The sequence below is a fragment of the Salegentibacter echinorum genome, from assembly GCF_900129445.1.
Classification (GTDB): Bacteria; Bacteroidota; Bacteroidia; order Flavobacteriales; family Flavobacteriaceae; genus Salegentibacter; species Salegentibacter echinorum.
Window position 1 is genome coordinate 122,495 of sequence record NZ_FQVT01000005.1, and the last position, 15,030, is coordinate 137,524.

General features: G+C 36.0%; 11 protein-coding genes, 1 tRNA gene and 1 pseudogene. 7 read left to right on the plus strand and 6 right to left on the minus strand.

What is annotated here, in order from left to right; genetic code table 11:
* Window positions 1-3 precede the first annotated feature (3 nt).
* From pth to BUA71_RS10130, 3 genes are all read right to left on the minus strand, one after another.
* The gene (gene pth / locus BUA71_RS10120) at window positions 4-633 is read right to left on the minus strand and encodes an aminoacyl-tRNA hydrolase (RefSeq protein WP_072879353.1); all 630 of its coding nucleotides are present in this window, start codon (window positions 631-633) and stop codon (window positions 4-6) included.
* A 531-nt stretch (window positions 634-1,164) separates the two neighbouring features.
* The gene (locus tag BUA71_RS10125) at window positions 1,165-1,815 is read right to left on the minus strand and encodes a 50S ribosomal protein L25/general stress protein Ctc (protein ID WP_072879354.1); all 651 of its coding nucleotides are present in this window, start codon (window positions 1,813-1,815) and stop codon (window positions 1,165-1,167) included.
* A gap of 110 nt (window positions 1,816-1,925) precedes the next feature.
* Complete coding sequence (locus tag BUA71_RS10130) at window positions 1,926-2,867, minus strand: ribose-phosphate pyrophosphokinase (protein WP_072879355.1); 942 nt, start codon at window positions 2,865-2,867, stop codon at window positions 1,926-1,928.
* Window positions 2,868-3,337: 470 nt separating this feature from the next.
* Between BUA71_RS10130 and BUA71_RS10135 the strand changes: the two genes are divergently transcribed.
* Window positions 3,338-3,419, plus strand: a tRNA-Leu gene (locus BUA71_RS10135).
* Window positions 3,420-3,657: 238 nt separating this feature from the next.
* Window positions 3,658-4,878: a site-specific integrase gene (locus BUA71_RS10140; protein ID WP_072879356.1), complete on the plus strand. Its 1,221-nt coding sequence runs from the start codon at window positions 3,658-3,660 to the stop codon at window positions 4,876-4,878.
* 535 nt (window positions 4,879-5,413) lie between these two features.
* On the opposite strand, the gene BUA71_RS17915 is transcribed toward BUA71_RS10140, so the two are convergent.
* From BUA71_RS17915 to BUA71_RS17925, 3 genes are all read right to left on the minus strand, one after another.
* On the minus strand, window positions 5,414-5,815 hold the full coding sequence (locus BUA71_RS17915) for a transposase (protein ID WP_262506755.1): 402 nt from the start codon (window positions 5,813-5,815) through the stop codon (window positions 5,414-5,416).
* A gap of 1 nt (window position 5,816) precedes the next feature.
* Window positions 5,817-6,110, minus strand: a complete 294-nt coding sequence (locus tag BUA71_RS17920) for a transposase (protein ID WP_262506761.1) — start codon at window positions 6,108-6,110, stop codon at window positions 5,817-5,819.
* A gap of 176 nt (window positions 6,111-6,286) precedes the next feature.
* Window positions 6,287-6,436, minus strand: coding sequence for a DUF4372 domain-containing protein (locus BUA71_RS17925; protein ID WP_394333532.1), 150 nt, complete (start codon window positions 6,434-6,436; stop codon window positions 6,287-6,289).
* A 306-nt stretch (window positions 6,437-6,742) separates the two neighbouring features.
* Between BUA71_RS17925 and BUA71_RS10150 the strand changes: the two genes are divergently transcribed.
* The 5 genes and pseudogenes from BUA71_RS10150 to BUA71_RS10170 all read left to right on the plus strand — a co-directional run bounded on the left by BUA71_RS10150 (window position 6,743) and on the right by BUA71_RS10170 (window position 15,023).
* On the plus strand, window positions 6,743-6,925 hold the full coding sequence (locus BUA71_RS10150; protein WP_072879357.1) for a helix-turn-helix domain-containing protein: 183 nt from the start codon (window positions 6,743-6,745) through the stop codon (window positions 6,923-6,925).
* 31 nt (window positions 6,926-6,956) lie between these two features.
* A pseudogene (locus BUA71_RS17820) lies at window positions 6,957-7,629 on the plus strand (IS1595 family transposase); the annotation flags it as partial.
* Between the two features lie 329 nt (window positions 7,630-7,958).
* Window positions 7,959-11,093, plus strand: coding sequence for a SusC/RagA family TonB-linked outer membrane protein (locus BUA71_RS10160; RefSeq protein WP_072879360.1), 3,135 nt, complete (start codon window positions 7,959-7,961; stop codon window positions 11,091-11,093).
* A gap of 10 nt (window positions 11,094-11,103) precedes the next feature.
* On the plus strand, window positions 11,104-12,624 hold the full coding sequence (locus BUA71_RS10165) for a RagB/SusD family nutrient uptake outer membrane protein (RefSeq protein ID WP_175545950.1): 1,521 nt from the start codon (window positions 11,104-11,106) through the stop codon (window positions 12,622-12,624).
* A complete protein-coding gene (locus BUA71_RS10170) occupies window positions 12,624-15,023 on the plus strand; it encodes a polysaccharide lyase 6 family protein (RefSeq protein WP_083572075.1) in 2,400 nt (799 codons plus the stop codon). Before BUA71_RS10165 ends, BUA71_RS10170 begins: the two co-directional genes overlap by 1 nt.
* The last annotated feature ends 7 nt before the right edge of the window (window positions 15,024-15,030 follow it).

The following is a 15,030-nucleotide window of genomic DNA, read 5'->3' on the forward strand; positions in this document are numbered from 1 at the left end:
CAGTTATTTTCCGTTAAATGAATTCATTGTATTGGAGACCCCGGCAGTTCCAAAAGATTTTATCAATTCTGCCGATTTCCCTAAACGCTCTGTCATTTCCTTTTTCTCTTCTTCCCCCCATTCTCCCAGCACATAATCTATTTGTTGGCCTTTGGAAAATTCATTACTAATCCCAAACCTAAACCGATTGTATTTAGAAGTATTTAACGTATGCTGAATATCTTTCAAACCATTATGCCCTCCATCGCTGCCCTTGGTTTTAAGACGAATGGTGCCAAAAGCCAAATTTAGATCATCGGTTACGATCAATAAATTTTCTAAGGCTATTTTTTCTTTCTGAAGCCAATAATTTACCGCTTTTCCACTTAAATTCATATATGTGGAAGGTTTTAGCAGGATAAAGGTCCTGCCCTTAAATTTAAATTGAGCAACATCTCCTAATTTTTGAGTTGTAAAACTTACCTCCTCTTTTTGGGCCAGATAATCGAGAATTCTAAAACCAATATTATGGCGGGTATTTTCATATTTAGGCCCAGGATTTCCCAGCCCTACAATTAAAAATTTCTTCATAGGATCTTGTTCTTCTTTCTGAGGCTTTTTCTTACTTAGTATTCTTCCGAAGAAAGATAGCATAGCATTTGTTTTGGTAAAGATAAAATTATTAAAATATCCATCAATTTTGTCCGACAAAAGAATTATTCCTGTTCCTTTAGCAATATAGTTACACCATTAAGGAAAAATACCATACGCAGCTTATTGAAAATAGATGTTTTTGAAATCTAATTTCTAACTATAAAAGCTCAAATTTAGTTCTAAGCTGATAAAACCTTGGTTCCTCATTTAAAAACCTTTATACTTTAGCCTTTTCTTAGCGACGTCGAAAGGCTCAAGATAGTTGTAGCTTACAGAAAAGAGATTCCTCCTACGTCGGGATGACAGCTTATTACAACTATCGTAACCTTATTGTATTTCGGCCAAAATAAACAACAGCAAAATTAGCCTATACCACTCAATTCCCTTCTATTCAGAAAAAGCTTTTTACAGCCGTATTTTTAAAATCTTTCGGTTATGCTAAAATAAATTACAAATTCAATTAGATTCCGCTCTAAATAAAAAAGCACCCCAAAAATGAGATGCTTTTTATATTATAAAAAGTGAAAATATCTAGTTATCCTCTCCTTCTTTTACTGCTGCTACATCATCTGTTTCAGTAGATGGTACTTCATCTGCCGGTACTTCGTCTTCATCTTCTTCAAGTTCAACAATATTACGTGAAGTAATCACCTGGCAAATTACTGTATTCTCTGGATGTTGAATTTCGTAACTATCATCTGCTACGGCAGTCACATAAAGTTTCTGGCCAATTTTAAGGTTAGTTACTTCAGCAGTGATATAATCTGGCAATTCCTTAGGCAATCCTCTTACGCGCAGACGTCGCAAGTTATAACGTAAAACCCCACCATTTTTAACTCCTTTAGGAACTCCTTCGGTATGAATTGGAATTTCCATAGTGATTGGTTTCTTATCGCCAATTTCATAGAAATCTACGTGCAAAATAGCATCGGTCACCGGGTGAAATTGAATGTCCTGAAGAATAGCGCTAAATTTATCGCCGTCTTCAAATTCAAGATTTACGGTGTGCACATCTGGGGTGTAAACCAGGTTATTAAACGAAATTTCGTCTGTTGCAAAGTGCATTGGCTTGGCATCTCCCCCGTATAATACGCAAGGAACCTGTCCAGCATTACGCAGGGCCTTTGTGGCTTTCTTTCCTACGCTTTCTCTTTTAGATCCGTTGATCGTAAGTGATTTCATTGTTTAAAAATTTTAGGCTGCAAAAGTAGTGCTTTTTTCCTTGCTATAAAACACTCATTCAAAATAATTTACAAGACCAGTTAAGTTTTCGGTTAGAAAAACCTCCACCATTACATAATAAATTTAGAACTAATAGATTTATTATTATGAACCCTGGTCATAACATCGGCAAAAAGCTCGGCGCATCCTACAACTTTTATTTTTCGGCTCTCTTGTTTTAAAGGAATGGAATCTGTAACAATTAACTCCTGAAGTTTAGATTTTTCAACCCGCTCATAAGCTTCTCCAGATAGTACAGGGTGAGTACAAATAGCACGTACGCTTTTTGCGCCCCGCTCCATCATAAGGTCTGCTGCTTTGGTTAAAGTTCCAGCGGTATCTACCATATCATCTACCAGCACCACGTTTTTACCTTCTACATTTCCTATCAATGCCATATGGGAAATTACGTTGGCTTTAGCACGTTGTTTATAGCAAATCACCACATCACTTTCCAGGGCTTTAGAGTAGGCATAAGCTCTTTTAGAGCCACCCATATCTGGTGAAGCTATAGTAAGGTTATCCAAGCCTAATTTTCTTAGATGCGGAAGAAAAATTGTAGAAGCGAAAAGGTGATCCACCGGTTTTTCAAAGAATCCCTGAATTTGATCGGCGTGCAGATCCATGGTAATTATTCGGGTTGCCCCGGCAGTTTCCAGGATACTGGCTACCATTTTTGCAGCGATTGGTACCCGGGGTTTATCTTTTCTATCCTGTCTTGCCCATCCAAAATAAGGCAATACCGCTGTAATATGTCTCGCTGAAGCTCTTTTGGCTGCATCTAGCATAAGTAGCATTTCCATTAAGTGGTCTGAACCGGGATGCGTAGAACCAATGATAAAAACGCGGGAACCACGAACCGATTCTTCAAAAGAAGGCTGAAACTCGCCATCACTGTAAGTTGAAGTAATTACTTTTCCTAGTTTTGTGCCGTAAGCGGCGGCAATCTTTTCTGCTAATTGAGTACTCTGGGTACAGGAAAAAATCTTGGCCTCGGGCATTACGTTGGGCATGTTGTGCTGTTTTAGTGAATGATGTTGTTTGTTGTGCTGCAAATTTAAAAATTAATTTATTTATAGTGTTATGTTAAGCCTACTTTAGCCACCCCAAACCTTGTTCTTTTTTTCAGTTTTGCGTTAAAAAATGATTCCGTAGCTAAGGCAATTCAATAACTTATAGCCTTAACCTGAAAAAAAATAACGGCAGCTTAAGCGTCATAATAGACCTAACATAACACTAGCCTGCTTATCTAAGGTTCGTTTCTAAGCCAACCGCTTATTTTATTTCGCTGAAAAATAAACTTAACAAACATAAAAATTGATAAGATCACATATAATACCCACTTCGCACCAATTCTTAAGCTGTTTCGACTTTTAAAGGTTTTACCATAAGACTCCTTAGACAAACAACACTTTCTTAATTTTTAAAAAACACGAAAAAACATTTGGAGGTGCATTTTTTTTTATACTTTTGCCATCCACTTGCTCGAGTGGCGGAATTGGTAGACGCGCTGGATTCAAAATCCAGTGACTTAGGTCGTGTGGGTTCGATTCCCACCTCGAGTACTTTTAACATACCAAATTATAGCAAAACCCCGTAAACTTCACTGTTTACGGGGTTTTTCATTTCTTACCATATCATATAATATCAAATAATCTGGGATAAAAAGTGTCTAATTCGGTGACACTTGAGAAATTAAAAAAGGTGCACCCGAATCCACGTAAATCACTGTTAAATAAGTTTTTACAAATATTTTCTTTCAACTTTTTGTGCTATATTTAATTAAATTTAAAAGCTAAAAGGATGCAGAATCTACTATCAATTTTATTTTATGTAAGAAAAAGTAAGAATAAAAACCTTACTCACGCCACGGTTTATCTAAGAATAACCTATAAAGGAAAACGTGCAGAGGCTAGTACAATGAGAAAAGTGCCACTCTCGAAATGGAATGCTAAGGCTAACAAAATGAATGGTGCTTCAGCGGAAGCCAGACAATTAAATAGACAACTTGAAATTATAAAAAATCGTTTATACGAGATCTATCAAAAACTTCAGAATTCTGGAGAAGCGATTTCAGCTTCTCTATTAAAAGATATTTTTATAGGTAATGACGATTCTAAAAAAGGGATTCTGGAAATGTTTGAAGAGCATAACCTAAGGATGAAAAAACTGGTAGGCAAAGATTATTCTTTTAGAACACTTCAACGTTATAAAACTTCCAAGAAACACTTAACCAATTTTATTTTAAAAAATTATAAAACTGAGGACTACCACGTTAAAGACATTGACACCAGGCTTATCAATAGTTTTATATATTACCTCAAAACCGAAGTAAATCTCTCCCACAATTCAGCCTTAAAATATCTAGCTTATCTTAAAAAAATTGTTCGGGTAGCTGTTGCTAATGGTTGGTTGGAAAAAGACCCCTTTTATAATTTCAAGCTTAAACGTCAGGTAATTGATCGTGAGTTTCTGACTAAAGAAGAAATTATTAAAATTATGGAAAAGCAATTCTCAATCTCCAGGGTGGAACAGGTAAGAGATATTTTTCTTTTCTCCTGCTACACCGGTTTGTCTTATTCAGATGTTTCCAAGCTCACTTCCAATGATATCACAATTGGTATTGATGGCCGACAATGGATAAAGGTTAAGAGAACCAAAACAAAAACGCTTAGCAGCATTCCGCTTTTAAAAATTCCGGAAGAGATCATCCAGAAGTATAAAGATTTTGAAAATCCAAAAGGCACCTTGCTGCCTATAGTTTCAAATCAAAGAACCAATAGTTACTTAAAGGAAATCGCCGATGTTTGTAAGATTAAAAAGAATCTAACCTTTCATATGGCACGACATACCTTTGCCACCACTGTTACCCTTTCCAACGGAGTACCCATTGAAAGCGTTAGTAAGATGCTAGGACACCGATCATTAAGAACAACCCAACACTATGCAAAAATATTAGACGATAAGTTGAGTGAAGATATGAATACTTTAAGAACTAGGATGGCAGCCAATGAGAAAGAATAAAGTTTAGAGAATTGATATCCTTTCACATTCTTTAATTGGTAGCTATAAATAATAAACTGTAAAGACTTAGGTTTATCATATTCAAATTCTTTGAATTGCAATCCACTATTGTCCGGTAAAGAAACAAGATCGCTTCGCTGCAAGAAAAAAGAGAAAAGACTAAACTCTAACTAACTGAGAATCCAGCTTTTTTCATAAGTGATATTCTTCAATTAACTCTTTTTCGTAAAGATTTCTAATAGCAAGGTGGATAATTATGAAATCGCTTTTGGGCTTTGCAATAAAAGAGAACATGCTAATTAGTTATATTTTTATCGGACATCAATGATTGCAATAGTAACATCACCTAATCTTTCATCTACGAATCACATTTTTATTTAAGAAAAGAAAGCTGCATTAGAGAGTTTAAATAAGTCCAGTTGTTCTTTGTCATTTTGATTTTTTTGATATTCGGTTAAAATCTCAATTATAGGCGTTTTATCGAATACTGAGATCCCTAATATTTGTATGATTTCATAAATTGAGAGGTTGCTCTTCATTTCATTTTGACATGCGCCACAATAAGATACGTACATATAGCAACCCAGATGTGGATATTGACTGCATTTTCAGACTGTCCCAATAATTTTTTTATGGTTAAATTCTGTTTTATCCATTTGAATAAAGTCTCTATTTGCCATCTGTTACGGTAAAGTTTGGCTATCTCTAAAGCTGATACTTCATGATAGTTGGACACAAAAGTAAGCAGGATATCGTTTTGATCATCGTAATATTCAACCAGCCGTAGTGGGTCTGGATAGAGTTTACTTGATTTATAGCCGGCTAAAAAAATCGTTTTATCGCTTTTCAAGCCAAATCTAAGATCGATGTTGTAATTATGTTCAATAACGGTATAATCCATCGTAGTCTTGGCCCTGGAAACGAAAAAGGCACCCATTTCATGTATATAATGCTGCAAAATCTATATAAGCTTTATCCATAAGATATATTGCTCCCGTTACAGGAACTAATACATCCAATATATTGCTATTGTGATATTTACCATCGGTAATCATTACAAAAGAGGGAATACTGCCTCTTAGATCCAATAAAGTGTGCATTTTTATAGCACCTCGAGAATATTTTCCTGGAGCCCAGCTAAAAAGTTTTACGCTCAAGGATATTGTTGTTGAATCTAATGCAAACACCTCATTTTTAAGGTCGAAATCGGGAATTGGAAAATCAGCGTACATTGGCCGGACTTGCTCTATTAAATATTGACCGAAGTTTGCAAATATTTTCCAATCCCTGCGCTTATTGGCTCGTGATATACTTGATTGATTCACTCGCTTTCTGATTCCGAGATGGTGCAGTTTGTTTTGATGGGCTTTCAGGCAAGTGCAGATATCACGTAAAGAGTTTCGGGCTGTTAACTGACCAAAGAATAATTGAATAAATTGGTTCCAACAATTAAACTCCCTGTTCCATGGTCTCCATTGTATTTGATAACGCACTTTTCAAACTCATAGCCGTTGATAAACTGCAAAAGTTGAGCGAAAATATATTTACCTGTATTCATAGCTTGCTTTTAAAAAAGGCAGAGCTACGTATCAATTCAAATCAAAAAAATCAAAGAACGAGATAAGTATTTAAATATCAGTTATTTATATGTATTTTAAGAAAATCAACGCATCACTAGTAATTGAAAATTATAAATTAGATTGTTACTCATCGAAGGAGAAATTAGGCTATTAAAAGATTCTAAAAAAATCACAATACAATGTGCTTTTTAGTGTAATTTTTATCGTGAACTATTAAAATTCAGAGATTTCCACATCAAAGTGTGGATTGAAAGAATTATTAATAAGTCTATAGGAGCAGTCAGTTGATTCAGCAACGCCGGGATAAGATACGCAGTACTCAGCAACAATTAGCCGATATGGCTGATATCGGAATCAACACGCCATATAAGATTGAGACCGCACAAGCGAACCCTACCTTGGAGTCCTTACAAAAAATCACGGTTGTCCTTGGCATGGAAATCACCCTACAAATAAGAAAACTATAATTAATAAATGAGACAGACAACTATATGCTAGATACGAAAAGCCTTTTGTATCGTTTTTGAGATGAGTACAACTAGCAAAAGCCTCTCAAGTATCCAAATGGGCGAACGTTATGGTATCCGCCAGGGCACAGCCTGGTATTTTATGCACAAAGTGCGCTCGGCAATGGAAAGCAGCAAAAAATATCCTTTGATTTGAAAGGTTTAGTTCATGTCGATGAGTTTATCATAGGCGGGCAAGAAGAAAATGCCCCTGGTAGAAGCTACAATACCCCTAAAACCAAGGTAATAATAACAGTAGAGCTTAATGAAGAACGCAAGGTCAAACGTGTCTACGCCAAGGTAATTAACGATTATTCCGCCAAGTCATTTACTCCATTGTTCGAACAGCATATATCTGAGGAAGCAAAAGTAATTACCGACAAATGGCGGGGGTTACAGCCCATTAAAGAAAAGGTATAATATTGAGCAGGTCCTAGTAATAAAGAAAAAAATTCAAGGAACTTCATATTATCATTCACAAGATAAAATCTTGGTTGAGGACAGTTCATGCGCCTATTTCAAAACAACATGTCAAAAGGTACCTGGATGAATATTCATTCAGGTTGAATCGATCACAGTCAAAACAAACCATTTTTCACAATAATATAAAGAGAATGATACAAGGGAAACCACGGCTACATTCCCAAATTATTAATGGTAGCTAAATGTATAGCTCAATAAAGTTAATTACATATTATAGGTCAAAATTTCAATTAGATAATGTAAAAATATGTTGAAAAATTAGCCTTAATCTTAGCATAATTCCAAAAACACTCACCTTTAAATATTGAAAAATTCTAAAATATTAACGCACAATAACCTGTTATACAAGATGTTGTACGATTAAGCACCCAATTACGAATTTGTTTTCATAAAGTTTTGATTACGTTTACCATAAATTAACAAAAACTTAAGTTAAAGGTGTTTTTCGAAATCGTTATAGCCTAATTATAAAATCGGAATGCACTACTAAAGTTGATCAAATAACCTTACTATGTACTTAAAAAAAGTATTCTTTTTTATTCTAATTCTTTTCATTCAGCTCCCCTGTTTTGCTCAAAATGAATACACGCTTAGAGGAAGTGTTATTTCTGAAGAAGATAATATGCCACTACCTAGTGTAAACATTTCTAAAGTTGGAGAAGGAATTGGCGCAGTTACCGATTTTGACGGCAATTTTGAAATTATGGTTAAAAAAGGTGACACTTTATCTTTTTCTTATATAGGAAAAAAGACGGTCAATATAGGTATTGATGCGCAAAAGACCCTGGAAGTATCAATGGAAGATTCCAATATCATGGATGAAGTTGTCGTGATTGGTTATGGTACCCAAAAGAAATCGAGCTTAACCGGTTCGGTCTCAAAATTGGAGAATGAGAACCTGGAAGAACTGCCTTACTCCAACGTAAGTAATGCCATAAAAGGTAAAATTGCTGGGGTAAGAATTCAAAATACATCTGGAGATGTTGGAGAATCACCCGATATTACTATTCGTGGATCTGGTTCCATAAGCTTAAGCTCTTCACCTTTAGTAGTTGTAGATGGATTTCCATTTGACGATGGTTTACAATTTATAAACCCAAGCACTATAGAATCCATAGAGGTTCTTAAGGATGCTAGCTCCACGGCAATTTACGGCTCCAGGGGTGCAAATGGTGTTATTTTAATTACTACCAAAAATGGAAAACCCGGTGAGACCAAATATGAGTTTAAAACATACTCTGGTTTTAAGCAAGCTTATAAACAGGCAGATATACTGGACGTTTATGAATATTCAGACTTAGATAGGGAGAGAGACCAACTTGTAGAAAATTTTAACGCTCAGCAGGAAAGACGTGATCCTGAAATTGTGGATTATGGCTATAAAGACATAGGTAAAAGAACTATTGCAGACAATACCGGTGGAGCCACTAATTGGCAGGATGAAGCCTTAAGAAATCCAGCGCTTATAAAAAGCTATCAACTTAATATTTCGGGAGGTAATTCAAAAACTACTTATTATACCTCCGGTCAGTATATTCACGATGAAGGGCTCTTAAAAGACAATTATCTTGAAAGAATAAATTTACAAACCAAGCTTAAGGTTAAGCTTAACAAAGACGTGGATCTTAGTCTCAATTTAAGACCTTCTTACGAAAGAAAAAGAAGACCGGCCATTAATTTTCAGGACACCTATCGTTATGAAACCTGGATTCCTGTATATCATAATGCCTACACTTCAGAACTCACGGGAGAGCCAATTGGCTCTTATTCCCACAATCCTCAATATAGAAACCTCAATTTTGATTTTGTAGATTCGGAAGGAAATCCCCAAAACACAGGAAATATGAGTAATTTGTGGGGTTCTTCCAATTATAATCCTATTTCCTCTCAACTTGAGACCAAACGATTTGAATATAATTACAGGTTCTTTGCCAATGGTTATTTAGACTGGGATATTAGTGATCATCTTAGTTTTAGGACTTCTTCAGGGATATATTTTCATTATAGGACCCGGGAAGAGTTTGAAGGGAAACTGGGGGATAAAAAGAATCAAAATACTGGTGTAGAAGACAACCGGGTAAGGTTAAAGTATATTTTTGAAAACACCTTAAATTACGAAAATGAGTTTAATGGGCACGGTATAAACGCCCTGGCGGGGATCACTTATGAAAATCAGCAATATAAATACACCAATATTGAAGGTTTTGGCTATCCCGTAGAAAATGTAACGACGCTTAATGGTGCTTCAATAATTAATTTGGAAGAAACTTATACCAGGAAGTATGAAAATTCTTTGGCATCTTTCCTTGGTCGTGTAAATTACGATTATAAAGGAAAATACCTTTTATCGCTTGTAGGACGTATGGATGGTTATTCAAAATTTGGCCCAGACAATAAATATGGTTTTTTTCCATCGGCATCTGCCGGTTGGAATGTTTCCAGGGAAAATTTTTGGAAAAACAACGTAGGTTTTATCAACCGGTTTAAGATAAGAACAAGTGTAGGAAAATCGGGTAGCAATAATATAAGATTAGAGAATTATCCCGCCAGAAACCTATTGTTTGAAGCTAATTACTCTTTAGGGAACAGCTTGCAAACAGGCTTGGGTGATACCGGTTCTTTTTTAGGCAATCGCGGCATAGGTTGGGAAACAACCATAGAATATGACACGGGTATAGAATTAGGCTTTTTTGACAACAAACTTAGTTTGGTAGCCGATTACTATTATAAAATTTCGGAAGACCTAATTCTAAGACAACCCGTTTCATATACTACCGGTTTCGATGAATACTTTAACAATATTGGAAAAGTTTTAAATGAAGGTTTGGAATTTACACTTTCCACCAATATCGAAAATCAAGATTTTTCCTGGCAGGGAAATGCGAATATTTCCTTCAACAGCAACAAATTAATTTCTTTTGGAGGTTCTGAACGTGTAATTTCAAACGGAGAAAGAAGCGACCAGTACATTACCAGAGTGGGAGATCCCTACATTCAGTTTTACGGATATAAGACCAATGGAGTATGGCAAAATCAGGAAGAAATAGACAATAACCCCAGTGGGTCTGTAGATAGGCCTGGTGGTTTAAGACGGGTGGATATTAATGATGATGGTATTATTAATGCGAATGATCGAACTGTAATTGGTGACCCTTTTCCAGATTATACCTGGGGCTTCACCAATTTCTTTAAATATAAAAACTTCGATTTAAATCTTACATTCCAGGGCTCTCAAGGAGCAGATGTAGTGTATGGACTTGCTTATTACCTGGAAATTGCGAGAAACCAAAGAGAGTTTGTAGAAGGACAATGGTTTAACCCTAATTTCCCCGCTTCTAAACCAAAAGAAAGGACCGGTGTTCCATTTTTAGAAACCGATTATACCGTGCAGGATGCTTCCTATATTTCCCTTAGAGAAGTTAGCCTGGGCTATAATTTCCCAAAATCCCTGGTTGAAAATCTTGGGATAGATAATTTAAGAATTTACGCCCTGGGACAAAACCTAATCTATCTTACTTCAGATGATTATACAGGACTTAACCCAGAGGCTTTACGTGATCTTAATAATCCGCTAATTACAGGATACCAAAGGGGAGTTACTCCTATCCAGGAACAATTTACCCTGGGAGTTAATCTAAATTTTTAATATGATCGCTATGATGAAAATAGTTAAAAAATATAGAAAAATGACAATGAAAATTGATATAAGCAGAACAAAATTGGCGTTTTTGTTACCTTTAGTGCTGTTGTTTACAATGAATTCCTGTGATGACAAATTAGACATAAACCCTGAATCCTTTATTTCTTCAGATGCTTTTTATAAGAATGAAGAAGAAGTGAACCTGGCCGTTATCGCTATTTATAATAGTTTGTATGAGATGATGGATTTAGAATGGAATGTCACCGAAATACGATCAGACAATACATTTTTTAGACCAGACGGCACACCAGATTCTGATACAGATAGGTTTACCTTAGACCGATTTACATTAACGCCTACCAACAGGTTATCTAGCGACTATTACCGGGCCTGCTATTCTACCATAGCCCTTGCAAATAGGGTTTTAGAAAACCTCGACGTTGTTGAAAATACCGACACCCGAGATCAATATGAAGGAGAGGCCCGCTTTTTAAGGGCTCACGCCTATTTTAATTTAGTTAGACTTTATGGACCGTTGGTTATCGTAGATGAATCAATTAGTGGCGAAGAAGCTTTAACACTGGATAGATCACCAGAAATGGAAGTTTATGATTTTATACTTGAAGACCTAAAAATCGCTAAAGAAAACCTCCCTGAATCTTTTGAAAATCAACAAACCGGGAGGGCTACAAAATGGGCAGCACAGGGAATCCTGGCAAAAGTTTATCTCACTTTAGAAGATTATAATTCCTCTAAAACAGAGCTCGCAGGAATAATTAATGAAGGTCCGTTTGAACTTCTAGAGAATTATGATGACGTTTTTGACGTGGATAATGAGTACAATTCTGAAATAATCTTTGCTGTACGCTATCAAAGTGGAAGTGTAGGCTTAGGCGCACCTTTCGCCAATTATTTTGCACCCTTACAAACGGGGGATCTAATTGTAAAAGGCGATGGCCGTTCCTATAATGTTCCTACTGAAAGTATTTCCCAGGCTTACCCGGTAAATGGAGAGCGAAAAGAACCCTCTATGGCCGATTTTTGGTTAAACTCAAATGATGAGCCAGAATATGATAAACATGTTGTAAAATACAACTCAGATTTTAGTGTGTATAATGATTCTGGAGTTGACTGGCCTGTTTTAAGATATGCCGATGTATTATTAATGATGAGCAAAACAACCCTGGAGACCGAAGGTATAGCTCCTTCTCTGGAATTATTAAATAAGGTAAGGGAAAGAGCCGGAGCTACTCCTTACGATGTAGCTGACATTAACTCTTCTTTCGCTATGAAATTAGCTATTGAAGAAGAACGCAGGTTGGAATTTGCATTTGAAAACCAGCGCTGGTTTGATTTGGTTCGTACCGATAGGGCGGTTACTGTAATTAATCAGCATTTTAATAGAGAACCAGTTTACAATGATCCAAACAGTCCTGAGAAAGGCGCTGAGCCTATTCAGGAATGGCAATTATTGCTACCTATTCCGCAATATGAACTTGACCTGAATCCTAACATTGCTCAAAACATTGGTTATTAATGACTAAGTTTTACAGACATATCATTTTAGCCGTTTTCCTGGCATTATTTCAACTTTGTGCTTTAGCCCAAACCAAAATCATGGTGAAAGATATAGCTGAATATAATGAAGCTGTAAATAATGCCAATCCTGGAGATAGCATTGTACTAAAAAATGGAGCATGGAGCAATGTGGAACTTTTGGCCGTAGGCGAAGGAACTAAAGAAAAACCCATAAGTATCTCTGCGGAAACTCCTGGGAAAGTAATTATAAACGGTAAATCTAATTTAAGAATTGCCGGCAATTATATTACTGTTAGCGGCTTGTGGTTTAAAAATGGTTATACTGAAGAGTCTGCAGTTATTTCTTTCAAAAAGAACAATAATGAAATCGCAAATAATTGCAGACTTACAGATTGCACGGTCTCCAACTATAATCCTAAAGAAAACACTAAATATTATTATTTAGAACTATGGGGTAAAAACAACCGGGTAGATCACAGTAATTTTACCGGCAAAACCAATGCCGGTACAACCCTGGTAGTTTGGTTAAAAAGCGAAGAACATCTTGAAAACAAGCATCGCATAGACCATAATTATTTTGGGGAGCGACCACCTTTAGGGCGAAACGGCGGCGAAACTATAAGGATAGGAACAAGTACTTATTCTGAAAGTTCTTCTAAAACCCTGGTAGAAAATAATTTCTTCCAAAAATGTAATGGAGAGATTGAAATTATCTCCAACAAATCTGGAGATAACATTTTTAGGAACAACCTGTTTTTTGAATGTGAGGGTACATTAACGCTAAGACATGGAGATAGGGCTTTAGTTGAAAAAAATGTATTTCTGGGAAACAATAAGCCCGAAACCGGTGGGATAAGAGTTATTAATGCCGGACATACCGTGATCAACAATCTCTTAGTAGGACTAAGCGGTGATGGTTATAGAGCGCCAATATCGGTAATGAGCGGCATCCATAATTCCCCCCTTAATCGCTATAAACCGGTAAAAGATGTAAATATCCAAAATAATACGATTATTAACTGCCGTGCTGTAGCACTTGGTGTAGGGAAAGATGAAGAAAAAACCGTCGCTCCCACCAATGTAACTTTTGCCAATAATTTAATTACCAACAGCAATGCTTCAAAAGTAATGGAATCTTATGGTAGCCTAAACGGATTTAATTTCTACGGAAATATCGTAAGTTCTCAAGCCGAAGTTGATGCAGCATACTTTCAGAAAGCAAATATCAATTGGAAAACCATAAGCTCCCTACCCGTTCCCACAGCAGATAACCCGGCATTAGAAAAGGTAAAAAAATTAAAAAATAGCCCGGAAGATGATATCACCGGGGGTATTCGTGAAAATTATGTAGCCGGTGCTTTTAATTTGGGAGCAAAAGATTTACCGGAAGCAATTAAAATGAACGTGGGGCCTTCTTACAAACCAGAAATTAAAGAAGTTAAGCCCAGGGAAGATTCATTGATTGTAAAACCGGGTTTAGGAACACTTAAAAAAGCACTTTCCAAAACCTCAACGCAAACGAAGCTTTATCTAAATCCGGGGACTTATTTTATAGATGATGAAATGCGGGTTGAAGGAAATATAAAAATAATTGGCAGCGAAAAAGGAAAAGTAATATTAAAAATAGCTGAAGATGTAGAAAAGCGTCCGCTATATTTCTTCAGGATTAAGGAAAGAAGCAAGTTGTTTTTAGAGAACCTCATTTTAGATGCCTCAGGGGAACACGTTCCCAAGTATGCGGTAGTTTCCCCTGGAAAAGGCAAGGATGGTAAGTACTCCTTATTTATTGACAATTGTGATTTTTTAAATTTCACAAACACTAATGGAGGTAGTATTTATAAGGCTTATCTTAATACCTACGCCGATACAGTTAGCTTTAAAAATTCCAGGTTAGAAAATAGTTATCGCGGGCTCAACCTTTCATTTCAAAAAGATGGACAGGGCAAAGTGAATGCGCAAAATATAATTATTGAAAACACAGCTTTTAAAGACATAAAAGAGTTTGCAATAAATTTTTACTGCAAAGGTGCAGGCTGCAGCTCGAATAATTCCAAATTAATTATTAATCAAAGTGTCTTTAACAACGTTTCTAAAGAAGATGACGGGGTTATTGTGAAGACAAACGGTATTGAAAGTGTACAAATTAGCAATACAGTTTTTGCAAACAGCTATAATATAAAATATCCGGTAAGGTTAGTTGGAGAAAAAAGTTTCATAAGCAACAGTGTATTGTATGATGCCAGAGAAGTGAAATTCTCGAAGGGGGCTAAACAGAAGGATTTAATGTTCAAAAAACCAAAGTGGGAAGATGAAAGTCAATTTATCCCCTCTAAAAAATCTTATCTCTTAAAAGAAAATAACGGTATAGGTAGAATAGGCCTATTGCCAAATAATTAATATAAAC

What these genes read in the sequence shown, in the direction of transcription:
- pth (WP_072879353.1), bottom strand. Translation starts at nt 633, where the DNA reads ATGCTATCTTTCTTCGGAAGAATACTAAGTAAGAAAAAGCCTCAGAAA.
- BUA71_RS10125 (WP_072879354.1), bottom strand. Translation starts at nt 1,815, where the DNA reads ATGAAATCACTTACGATCAACGGATCTAAAAGAGAAAGCGTAGGAAAG.
- BUA71_RS10130 (WP_072879355.1), bottom strand. Translation starts at nt 2,867, where the DNA reads ATGCCCAACGTAATGCCCGAGGCCAAGATTTTTTCCTGTACCCAGAGT.
- BUA71_RS10140 (WP_072879356.1), top strand. Translation starts at nt 3,658, where the DNA reads ATGCAGAATCTACTATCAATTTTATTTTATGTAAGAAAAAGTAAGAAT.
- BUA71_RS17915 (WP_262506755.1), bottom strand. Translation starts at nt 5,815, where the DNA reads ATGGGTGCCTTTTTCGTTTCCAGGGCCAAGACTACGATGGATTATACC.
- BUA71_RS17920 (WP_262506761.1), bottom strand. Translation starts at nt 6,110, where the DNA reads ATGTACGCTGATTTTCCAATTCCCGATTTCGACCTTAAAAATGAGGTG.
- BUA71_RS17925 (WP_394333532.1), bottom strand. Translation starts at nt 6,436, where the DNA reads ATGAATACAGGTAAATATATTTTCGCTCAACTTTTGCAGTTTATCAAC.
- BUA71_RS10160 (WP_072879360.1), top strand. Translation starts at nt 7,959, where the DNA reads ATGTACTTAAAAAAAGTATTCTTTTTTATTCTAATTCTTTTCATTCAG.
- BUA71_RS10165 (WP_175545950.1), top strand. Translation starts at nt 11,104, where the DNA reads ATGATGAAAATAGTTAAAAAATATAGAAAAATGACAATGAAAATTGAT.
- BUA71_RS10170 (WP_083572075.1), top strand. Translation starts at nt 12,624, where the DNA reads ATGACTAAGTTTTACAGACATATCATTTTAGCCGTTTTCCTGGCATTA.